This is a genomic window from Ramlibacter sp. (assembly GCF_028292805.1).
In the GTDB taxonomy this organism is placed as follows: Bacteria; Pseudomonadota; Gammaproteobacteria; order Burkholderiales; family Burkholderiaceae_C; genus Ramlibacter.
Genome location: NZ_JAQGLS010000047.1, coordinates 1 through 9,564, shown reverse-complemented (window position 1 = coordinate 9,564; position 9,564 = coordinate 1). Strand labels below are relative to the sequence as shown.

The following is a 9,564-nucleotide window of genomic DNA, read 5'->3' as shown; positions in this document are numbered from 1 at the left end:
GGCGATGCGCTGCACGAAGCGCTCGGCGCCGCCGGCGGCGTTGTACGCGCCGCGCACGATGGCGATGCGCGGCGGCCTGGCCTCAGGCGGGGCCATGGCGGTCCAGCACTTGGTCCAGCACGGCGATCACCTGCTGCGCCGGCAGCGTCACCAGGCACTCGGAGCGCTTGCTGCCGCCACAGCCGTCGATGCCGCAAGGCCGGCAGGGAAAGTCGCGCGAGGCCACCACCCGCATGCGGTCGCTCCAGGGGCCCCATTCGAGGTCCTTGCTGGGGCCGAAGATGCCGATGCCGGGCGTGCCGACGGCGGCGGCGATGTGCATCGGCACCGAGTCGACGCCGGCGAACACGGCGGCCTGGCGGATCACCGCCCCCAGTTCGGGCAGCGTGAGCTGGCCGCGCAGGTCGATGCAGGGCGCGCCGCTGGCGGCCAGGATGGCGTCGCACAGCTGGGTCTCGCGCGGGTCGGGCGCGGCCGTCAGCACCACCGCCAGCCCGCGCGCCGTGAGGTGCTCGATCACGCGGGCATTGCCTTGCACCGTCCAGGCCTTGAACAGCCAGCGCGAGCCGGGGTGCAGCACCGCGTACGGCTTTCCGGTCCAGCCGGCGGCGCGCAGCTTGCCGCGCGCGCTCTCCAGCGTCGCCGCATCGGTGTGCAGGGTGGGGCGCTTGTCGGCGTGGGCCGGGTGGATGCCGATGCGGCGCAGCGCATCCAGGTGCCGCTCCACCGTCGCGCGCTGGGTGCCGCGCGGCTGGCGGGCGATGTGGCTGAACACGCGGCGCCACCACCACTGGCCATGGTCGCGCTCGTGGCTGACCGACCAGCGCGGACGCAGCAGCCAGGCCAGCAGCGCGCCACGCGGGTGGTCCGTCAGGTGCACCAGCAGGTCGTAGCGGCGGGCGCGCAGCGTGGCCAGCAGGGCGCGCTCCGAGCGCAAGCGGTCCAGCCAGCCCGCAGTGCGCGATGCGCGCGGCAGTTCGTGCAACTGGTCCAGTGCCGGGTGGCCGCGCAGCATGCCGCTGGTGTCGGCATACACCAGGGCATCGATCTGCGCCTGCGGCGCCGCCGCCTTCAGCGCGGTGAGCACCGGGCTGGCCAGCAGCACGTCGCCGTGGTGCCGCAGCTTGATCACCAGCACCCGCCGCAGCTGGCTGGCGGCTATGCCGTCCGGCGGCTGCAGGCCGGCCAGGCTCATTCCGCTCGCCCGTTGGCCGACCCGGTCTGCAGCGCCTGCAGGTGCGAATAGAGGCCGCCGCGCGCCAGCAGTTCAGTGTGCGTGCCGAACTCCACCACGCGGCCGCGGTCCAGCACCACCAGCAGGTCGGCGTGCTCGATGGTCGACAGCCGATGGGCGATGATCAAGGTGGTGCGGCCGGCCATCAGCCGCTGCAGCGCCTCCTGCACCAGCCGCTCGGAGGCGGCGTCGAGCGCCGACGTCGCCTCGTCCAGGATCAGGATCGGCGCGTCCTTGTACAAGGCACGCGCGATCGCCAGCCGCTGACGCTGGCCGCCGGACAGCTGCGCCGCGTTGTGGCCGGTGACCGTGTCCAGCCCCAGCGGCAGCGAGGCCACCAGCTCGCCCAGGTTGGCCGCTTCCACGCAGCGCAGCAGCCGCTGCGCATCGGGCGGGTCTTCCAGCGCGATGTTGGCGGCCAGCGTGTCGTTGAACATCACCACGTCCTGGCTGACCAGGGCGAACTGCGCGCGCAGGGCGTCCAGCTTCCACTCGGCGACGTCGACGCCATCGAGCAGCACGCGGCCTTGGTCCGGCACCACGAAGCGGGGCAGCAGGTTGGCCAGCGTGCTCTTGCCGGAGCCGGACGGACCGATCAGCGCCACCACCTGGCCTGGGGCGACCTCGATGTCGACGTGGTCGAGCGCGGGGGCGCCGTCGTCGCGGTACCGCACGCTGACGTCCTGCAGCTGGATGCAGCCGGCGGCGCGGCCGGGCGCGTGCGCGCCGCCCGATTCGAACGGCGTGTTCTCCACCAGGTCGATGGCGCGCTGCACCGCCGCCAAGCCGCGCGAGATCGGGCTGGCCGCCTCCGACAGCCGCTTGATCGGCGCGATCAGCATCAGCATGGCGGTGATGAAGGAGGCGAAGGTGCCGACGGTGATGCCCTCGCGGGTTTGCCACAGCGCGATGCAGATCACCACCGACAGCGCCGCGGCCGCCACCATGTGCGTCAGCGGCGTGATGGCTGCCGACGCAGCGGCCGACTTCAGCGCCAGCCGGCGCAGCGCCGTGCCCAGCTTCTCGAAGCGCCCGGCCTGCGCCGGCTGGGCGCCGTGCAGGCGCACCACGCGGGCGGCCAGCACGTTTTCCTCGACCACGTAGGCCAGTTCATTGGTGGCGGTCTGGGTGCTGCGGGCGATGCGATAGAGCCGGCGCGAGACGGTGCGCATGATCCAGGCCACCGCCGGCACGATGGCGAACACCACCAGCGTCAGCTTCCAGTTCAGGAACAGCAGGTACACCAGCAGCGCCAGCATCGACAGGCTGTCCTTGAGGACCGCGATGACCGAGTTGACCAGCAGGGTGACGCCGCTTTGCACCTCGAACACCACGGTGTTCGACAGCGCCGTCGCGTTCTCGCGGGCGAACAGCGACAGCTGCGCGTCCTGCAGCCGCGCGAACATGGCGGTGCGCAGCTTGAGCAGGCCATCCTGCGAGATGCGGGCCAGCGCCATGTCGGCCAAAAAGCCGGCGATGCCGCGCACGCCGAACAGGCCGAGCAGGGCGGCTGGCACCATCCACAACGCGATGACGGGCGAATCAAAGCCGTCGTCCAGCAACGGCTTGAGCATGGCGGGCACCAGCGGCTCGGTGGCCGACGAGATGAAGGTGGCGATCGCCGCCACCGCCCAGAACTTTCGCGAGCCGCCGAAATACGGCATCAGCCAGCGCACGGCGCCGAAGTCGATGCGGATCACTTAAGGCGGGTCCAATGTGTGGGGTGCAATAATGACCAGCGATTATGCCGTGCATGCCCAGGGGGCCCGCGGCGCCCGCAGCCCCATGCCACGCCTGTCCGTCATCGTCATCACCAAGAACGAAATCCTCAACATCGGCGACTGCCTGCGTTCGGTGGCTTTCGCCGACGAAGTGGTGGTGCTCGATTCGGGCAGCACCGACGGCACGGTGGACCTGGCGCGCTCGCTGGGCGCGACCGTCACGCAATCGGCCGACTGGCCAGGCTACGGCCCGCAGAAAAACCGGGCGCTGGCGGCCGCCAGCGGCGACTGGGTGTTCTCGATCGACGCCGACGAACAGGTCACCCCCGAGCTGGCCGCGCAGCTGCGCGAGGCAATGGCCCGCGGCAGCTTCGATGCCTACATGGTGAACCGCTTTTCCAATTTCTGCGGCCGCTACATGGAGCATTCGGGCTGGTATCCTGACCGCGTGCTGCGCCTGTTTCGCCGCGGCACGGCGCGCTTTTCCGACGACATCGTGCACGAGCGCGTGATCGCCGACGGCAAGGTGGGCCGGCTTTCCGGCAAGCTGCTGCACAACAGCATGCCGCACTTCGAATCGGTGCTCGGTAAACTGGATCGCTATTCGACGGCTGGCGCGCAGGCCCTGCACGCCAGGGGCAAGAAAGGCTCGTTCAGCCAGGCCCTGCTGCACGGCTGGTGGGCTTTCATGCGCACTTACGTGCTCAAGCTCGGCTTTCTGGACGGCCAGCTCGGGCTGGCGCTGGCCATCTCGAACGCCGAAGGCACCTATTACCGTTACCTGAAACTCTGGCTGATGCAGCGCAAACCGGCTGCTTCAGGCTCGCAAAGGTGAAGTTTTCAACCGGCCGGGAACCGCCGCCGGGCTCGAAGACTCGCACCGCTCAGCAACAAGGAGAACCTAGAGCATGAACGTACCCCGACAGTGGCGCCGCCGCGACCTCGTGGCAGCCCTCGGCGCAGGCGCGCTGCTGCCCTCCGCGTACGCGCAATTTCGCGTCGAAGTCACCGGCGTCGGCCTGACCCAGCTGCCGATCGCGATCGCGCCGTTTCGCGGCGATGCCGAGGCGCCGCAGAAGATCGCCGCCATCGTGCAGGCCGACCTGGAGCGCAGCGGCCAGTTCCGCGCGGTGGACGGCAGCGGCCCGACCCTGGACGAGGCGGCCCGTCCCGACGTCAGCCCGTGGCGCCAGAAAGGCGCCGACTCGCTGGCCGTCGGCAGTGTCTCGCGGCTGGCCGACGGCCGCTACGACGTGCGCTACCGCCTGTGGGACGTGGTGCGCGGTCAAGACCTGGGCGGCCAGAGCTTCGTGGTGGTGGCAGGCGACCTGCGGCTGGCCGCGCACCGCATCGCCGACCTGATCTACGAAAAGCTCACCGGCGACAAGGGTGTGTTCTCGACCCGCATTGCCTACGTGACCAAGGCCGGCCCCCGCTTCAACTTGTGGGTGGCCGACGCCGACGGCGAGAACGCGCAGTCGGCCCTGGCCAGCCCGGAGCCGATCATCTCGCCGGCCTGGTCCGCCAACGGCTCGCAGCTGGCGTACGTTTCCTTCGAGTCGCGCAAGCCGGTGGTGTACGTGCACAGCGTCGCGTCCGGCCAGCGCCGCCTGGTGGCCAATTTCCGCGGCTCCAACAGCGCCCCGGCCTGGGCGCCGGACGGCCGCACGCTGGCCGTCACGCTCACCCGCGACGGCGGCTCGCAGCTCTACACGATCGCCGCCACCGGCGGCGAAGCCAAGCGGCTGACGCAATCGGGCGGCATCGACACCGAGCCGCTGTACGCGGCCGATGGGCGCAACATCTACTTCGTGAGCGATCGCGGCGGCGCGCCGCAGATCTACCGGATGGCCGCCACCGGCGGCGAGCCGCAGCGCGTGACCTTCACTGGCGGTTACAACATTTCGCCGGCGTTGAGCCCCGACGGTCGATGGCTGGCCTACATTTCCCGCATCAGTGGCGCCTTCAAGCTCCAGGTGATGGAACTCGCCAGCGGCAACGTCCAGTCGGTCACCGACACGACGGCCGACGAGAGCCCGAGTTTCGCTCCCAACGGTCGATTGATCGTCTATGCCACCCGCCAGGGCGGGCGCGAGGCGCTGATGACCACTACCCTCGACGGGAAGATCAAGGCACGGCTGGCCGGGCAAAGCGGAGACATCCGCGAACCCGATTGGGGCCCTTTCCAACGATGAACACTCTCATGAAGGATTGAACAAATGATGCACCGTGTGTTCCTGGCAGCCGCAATTGCTGCAACGCTGGCTGCCTGTTCCAGCGGAGTGAAGCTGGAAGACGTGCCGGTGGAAAACCGCTCCGGCTCCACCGTGGTGCCCGGCGCCACCGGCCCGACCGGTCCGGGCGGCGCGAGCCGGGTCGAGCAGGTGCAGGCGGACTCGCTGGCGGGCAACACGGCCGGCCCCGCCAACGTCGCCCGCACAATCTACTTCGACTACGACAGCAACGAGATCAAGCCGCAGTTCCAGTCGCTGATCGAGCAGCACGCCCGCTTCCTGCGCAGCAACAACGGCCGCCGGATCGTGGTCGAAGGCCACACCGACGAGCGCGGCGGCCGCGAGTACAACCTGGCTCTGGGCCAGCGCCGCGCCGAAGCCGTGCGTCGCGCGCTGGCCCTGCTGGGCGTGACCGACGCCCAGGTCGAAGCGGTGAGCTTGGGCGAGGAAAAGCCGGCCATGACGGGCGCCGACGAAACGGCTTGGGCGCAGAACCGCCGCGCGGAAATCGCATACCGGTGACCGGCATGAAGCGTTCCGTGCTTGCCGCGGCGCTGGCTGCCGCCTCGTTGTTCAGCGCCGGCGCCCAGGCAGCCCTGTTCGAAGACGACGAGGCGCGCCGCGCCATTCTCGAGCTACGCCAGCGGGTCGAGCAGCAGCGGCTGGCTACGGCGGACGAACTGCGCCGCGCCACCGACGAGAACGTGACGCTGCGGCGCAGCCTGCTGGAGCTGCAAAACCAGATCGAGGCGCTGCGCTCCGAAATGGCGCGCCTGCGCGGAAGCGACGAGACGATCGCGCGCGACCTGGCCGACGTGCAGCGGCGGCAGAAAGACATCGCCCAGGGCGTGGAAGAGCGGCTGCGCAAGTTCGAGCCGGTGACGGTGACGGTGGACGGCCGCGAGTTCGCCGCCGACCCGGCCGAGCAGCGCGAGTTCGAGGCGGCGCTGGCGGCTTTCCGCAAAGGCGAGTTCGCCGGTGCCCAGACGGGCTTTGCCGAGTTCGCCCGCAAGTACCCCACCAGCGGCTACCGGGCCACGGCGCTGTTCTGGCTGGGCAACGCCCAGTACGCCAACCGGGACTACCGCGGCGCCATCGCCAACTTCCGCGCGCTGCTGCAGCAGGCGCCGGACCATCCGCGCGCCCCCGAGGCCGTGCTGTCCATCGCCAACTGCCAGATCGAGCTGAAGGACAACGCCAGCGCCCGCAAGACGCTGGACGACCTGGTCAGGGCCTACCCGCAGTCGGAAGCGGCCCTCGCGGCCAGGGAACGGCTGGCGCGGCAGCGCTGAGCGTCGGCTTTCGCTCGGCTCCTAGGGCCCTAGGGGCTAGAGGTTTTGGGGTTTGGGGTTCGGGGTTCGGGTATTTCCCTAGCCCCTGGTCCCGGGTCCCTAACCCCTAGAATCCCCCCCATGCCCGAGCTCAACGCTCTGGCCGCCAAGGTTCTTGCGGCGGCCTTTGTCCTTTCCTTCGTCTTTGGCGCCATCGCCCAGCGGACGCATTTCTGCACCATGGGCGCGCTGAGCGACGCCTGGAACATGGGCGACACCAACCGGCTGCGCCAATGGGCGCTGGCGGCCGGCGTCGCCATCCTGGGCTTCTGGGCGCTGGTGGCGCTGGGCCAGCTCGATCCCGCCAAGACCCTGTACAGCGCCAGCCGCTGGATCTGGCTGTCGGCCGCGGTCGGCGGGCTGCTGTTCGGCGTCGGCATGGTGCTGGCCTCTGGCTGCGGCAGCAAGAACCTGTTGCGCGTGGGCAGCGGCAGCCTCAAGGCGGTCGTGGTGGTGGTGGTGCTGGGCCTGTCGGCCTTCGCCACGCTCAAGGGCATCACGGCGGTCGCGCGGGTGGCCAGCGTGGACAAGGTCGCCATCGACTTCGCGGGCCCGGCCTTGCTGCCGGTTGGCCTGGCTGCCGTGTCCGGCTGGAGCCTGCCACTGGCCGGGCTGGTCACGGCGGCGTTGCTGGGCGGGGGCCTGGTGCTGTGGGCGCTGGCCGGCCGCGGCTTTCGCACCTTCGACAACCTGCTGGCGGGCTTCGGCCTGGGCGCCGTGATCGTCGGCGCCTGGTGGGTGTCGGGCCACCTGGGTCACCTGGCCGAGCACCCGGAGACGCTGGAGCAAGCCTTCCTGGCCACCAACTCCGGCCGGGCCGAAGCGCTGAGCTTCGTCTCGCCGATCGCCTACACGCTCGACTGGCTGATGTTCTTCAGCGACAAGAGCAAGCTGCTCACCGTGGGCATCGTCTCGGTGCTCGGGGTGATCGTCGGCTCGCTGGCCGTTTCCCTGCTGGGGCGCTCGTTCCGCTGGGAAGGCTTTGGCGGCACCGAGGACGTCGCCAACCACCTCGGTGGCGGCCTGCTGATGGGCGTGGGCGGCGTCACCGCCATGGGCTGCACCATCGGCCAGGGCATGAGCGGCATCGCCACGCTGAGCGCCACCAGCTTCGTGGCCGTGGCCGGCATCGTGGCCGGCGCCATCCTCGCCTTGCGCTACCAGGTGTGGCGCCTGGACCGCGCCGCATGACGCACCTGGACGAAGCGGCCGACCTGCAGCGCCGCTTTGGCGGACTGGAACGGCTCTACGGCATGAACGGCGCCGCCGCCATCCGGCGCGCCCACGTGGCCGTGGTCGGCATCGGCGGTGTCGGCTCGTGGGCGGCCGAGGCGCTGGCCCGCAGCGGCGTCGGCACCTTGACGCTGATCGACCTGGACCACGTGGCCGAGTCCAACATCAATCGCCAGGTGCACGCCCTGGACGTCACCGTGGGCCAGGCCAAGGTGCTGGCCATGCGCGAGCGCATTGCCGGCATCAATCCGCGCTGCATCGTGCACGGGGTGGAGGAATTCGTCGAGCCGGGCAACTGGCCACAGCTGTTGCCGGCCGGCGTCGACGCCGTGATCGACGCCTGCGATCAGGTCCAGGCCAAGACGGCGATGGCTGCCTGGGCCGTGCAGACGAAAACGATGTTCATCGCCTGCGGCGCCGCCGGCGGCAAGCGGCTGGCGCATCAGGTGGACATCGACGACCTGGCCAGGACCACGCACGACCCGCTGCTGGCGCAGTTGCGTTACCGGCTGCGCAAATTCCATCGCGCGCCCAGGGAAGGCAAGCGGATCGGCGTGCATTGCGTGTTCAGCCGCGAGGCGGTTGCGCCCCCGGATGCCTCCTGCGCGACCGAAGGCGACGGCTCGCTCAACTGCCACGGCTACGGCTCGGTGGTGAGCGTGACGGCAACTTTCGGCCAATGCGCGGCGGGGTGGATCCTCGACAGGATCGCCACCCGAAAATCCGCAAAAGACGCGCTATAATCGTAGGCTTTGCTGCAGTGCAAATGTAGCAAGAGCGTGGGACGTTAGCTCAGTTGGTAGAGCAGCGGACTTTTAATCCGTTTGTCGTGGGTTCGACCCCCGCACGTCCCACCACCCACACACCGGCGCAAAGCCTTGGCCAGCCCCGGCGCAAAGCCTTGGCCAGCCGACATGAGCGGCATCGGCCGTTCCTGGGGCCCTGGCGCTGACACTCGTGGCTGGCGCGGCGCCCTTCCTGGCCGCTCGCAACGCACTTGGCGGGCCGACACACCAACGACCAGAACACCTGCCGGCGCCGCTCGGTCGTCCGCTTGCGCCAGCGCGCTCTTTCCCGCGGACTTCTTCGCAGCCGGTGGCTGGGGAAATCGCCTGCTGCCGGCAGGAATACTCTTGCGGCGCAGGCGCTGGGCGTGTGCTTTCGTGGCTCCCCGCGCCCGGTCGTCCCCTGTTCCGCTTCTCACCCGCCTACAGCTTCACCCACCAGCAGACACGTGCCTCGCTGAAACGAACTACCTGGGCGCAACAGTGCAGGCTTGCGCGTCCTGCGATGCACCCGCGGCCTGCGCAGGCTGCGCCGCATTCGACGATCTTTCGGGATGCGACTGCTGCCACTGCTTCGCCTGTACCAGTGCCGCCGCTGTGGGGCCAAGCTCCTGCGGACACGGATCGGCGGCAAGTCAAGGTGCGGCTGAAGCGGCGGGCGTTGTTTGTGGCGAGAACCCGGAGGGAGTGGCTGTCATGACCCCTCCCTCTTGTCCTTGCTCCTCAATGCGGCGTGGTCTTTTTTTCGCCGTGCTTGTTCGGCCCGGTCGGCGAGCCTGCGGAGCGGCCACCGGTTTTTCTCGCCGCCGCCTTGTCGGACACCTCGCCGCTCGAATGCTTCTTTTTGCCGGCGTGGCTCTTTCCACCCTGGGAGTCTTTGGTCGATTGGGGCATGGGGTTCCTCGTGTTGGCGGCCGGACCGTCCGGCAGCTGTGCCAATCTAGACGCGCGGGCGTGCCGACCACTGTGGGCCGGCGGGGAGGATCGACGTAGGACCGGGGCCGGCGAGGCGGGCTTGCGCCGCCT

9 protein-coding genes and 1 tRNA gene are annotated in these 9,564 nt (G+C 69.8%); 7 read left to right on the top strand and 3 right to left on the bottom strand.

The window, feature by feature from the left end:
* Positions 1 to 82 precede the first annotated feature (82 nt).
* Both rfaQ and msbA read right to left on the bottom strand, forming a co-directional pair.
* Positions 83 to 1,195 carry a putative lipopolysaccharide heptosyltransferase III gene (gene rfaQ / locus JWP65_RS02380; RefSeq protein ID WP_299759983.1) on the bottom strand — a complete coding sequence of 371 codons (1,113 nt, stop codon included), beginning with the start codon at positions 1,193 to 1,195 and terminating at the stop codon, positions 83 to 85.
* Positions 1,192 to 2,898, bottom strand: a complete 1,707-nt coding sequence (gene msbA, locus JWP65_RS02375; RefSeq protein ID WP_299759987.1) for a lipid A export permease/ATP-binding protein MsbA — start codon at positions 2,896 to 2,898, stop codon at positions 1,192 to 1,194. The genes rfaQ and msbA overlap by 4 nt, the downstream gene beginning before the upstream one ends.
* A gap of 121 nt (positions 2,899 to 3,019) precedes the next feature.
* Between msbA and JWP65_RS02370 the strand changes: the two genes are divergently transcribed.
* The 7 genes from JWP65_RS02370 (at position 3,020) to JWP65_RS02340 (ending at position 8,610) form a co-directional block, all read left to right on the top strand.
* Positions 3,020 to 3,790 carry a glycosyltransferase family 2 protein gene (locus JWP65_RS02370; RefSeq protein WP_299759985.1) on the top strand — a complete coding sequence of 257 codons (771 nt, stop codon included), beginning with the start codon at positions 3,020 to 3,022 and terminating at the stop codon, positions 3,788 to 3,790.
* A 73-nt stretch (positions 3,791 to 3,863) separates the two neighbouring features.
* A complete protein-coding gene (gene tolB / locus JWP65_RS02365; RefSeq protein WP_299759981.1) occupies positions 3,864 to 5,150 on the top strand; it encodes a Tol-Pal system beta propeller repeat protein TolB in 1,287 nt (428 codons plus the stop codon).
* A gap of 24 nt (positions 5,151 to 5,174) precedes the next feature.
* Positions 5,175 to 5,711, top strand: coding sequence for a peptidoglycan-associated lipoprotein Pal (gene pal, locus JWP65_RS02360; protein WP_299759978.1), 537 nt, complete (start codon positions 5,175 to 5,177; stop codon positions 5,709 to 5,711).
* Positions 5,712 to 5,716: 5 nt separating this feature from the next.
* Positions 5,717 to 6,481: a tol-pal system protein YbgF gene (gene ybgF / locus JWP65_RS02355; RefSeq protein ID WP_299759976.1), complete on the top strand. Its 765-nt coding sequence runs from the start codon at positions 5,717 to 5,719 to the stop codon at positions 6,479 to 6,481.
* Positions 6,482 to 6,601: 120 nt separating this feature from the next.
* The gene (locus tag JWP65_RS02350; RefSeq protein ID WP_299759974.1) at positions 6,602 to 7,711 is read left to right on the top strand and encodes a YeeE/YedE family protein; all 1,110 of its coding nucleotides are present in this window, start codon (positions 6,602 to 6,604) and stop codon (positions 7,709 to 7,711) included.
* The gene (locus tag JWP65_RS02345) at positions 7,708 to 8,496 is read left to right on the top strand and encodes a tRNA threonylcarbamoyladenosine dehydratase (protein ID WP_299759972.1); all 789 of its coding nucleotides are present in this window, start codon (positions 7,708 to 7,710) and stop codon (positions 8,494 to 8,496) included. The genes JWP65_RS02350 and JWP65_RS02345 overlap by 4 nt, the downstream gene beginning before the upstream one ends.
* 38 nt (positions 8,497 to 8,534) lie before the next feature.
* Positions 8,535 to 8,610 (top strand) — tRNA-Lys (locus JWP65_RS02340).
* 651 nt (positions 8,611 to 9,261) lie between these two features.
* On the opposite strand, the gene JWP65_RS02335 is transcribed toward JWP65_RS02340, so the two are convergent.
* A complete protein-coding gene (locus tag JWP65_RS02335) occupies positions 9,262 to 9,432 on the bottom strand; it encodes a hypothetical protein (protein ID WP_299759970.1) in 171 nt (56 codons plus the stop codon).
* Between the last annotated feature and the right edge of the window lie 132 nt (positions 9,433 to 9,564).

Bases quoted from the DNA above. Each gene is read 5' to 3' on its own strand.
- rfaQ (WP_299759983.1), bottom strand. From the start codon at position 1,195: ATGAGCCTGGCCGGCCTGCAGCCGCCGGACGGCATAGCCGCCAGCCAG.
- msbA (WP_299759987.1), bottom strand. From the start codon at position 2,898: ATGCCGTATTTCGGCGGCTCGCGAAAGTTCTGGGCGGTGGCGGCGATC.
- JWP65_RS02370 (WP_299759985.1), top strand. From the start codon at position 3,020: ATGCCACGCCTGTCCGTCATCGTCATCACCAAGAACGAAATCCTCAAC.
- tolB (WP_299759981.1), top strand. From the start codon at position 3,864: ATGAACGTACCCCGACAGTGGCGCCGCCGCGACCTCGTGGCAGCCCTC.
- pal (WP_299759978.1), top strand. From the start codon at position 5,175: ATGATGCACCGTGTGTTCCTGGCAGCCGCAATTGCTGCAACGCTGGCT.
- ybgF (WP_299759976.1), top strand. From the start codon at position 5,717: ATGAAGCGTTCCGTGCTTGCCGCGGCGCTGGCTGCCGCCTCGTTGTTC.
- JWP65_RS02350 (WP_299759974.1), top strand. From the start codon at position 6,602: ATGCCCGAGCTCAACGCTCTGGCCGCCAAGGTTCTTGCGGCGGCCTTT.
- JWP65_RS02345 (WP_299759972.1), top strand. From the start codon at position 7,708: ATGACGCACCTGGACGAAGCGGCCGACCTGCAGCGCCGCTTTGGCGGA.
- JWP65_RS02335 (WP_299759970.1), bottom strand. From the start codon at position 9,432: ATGCCCCAATCGACCAAAGACTCCCAGGGTGGAAAGAGCCACGCCGGC.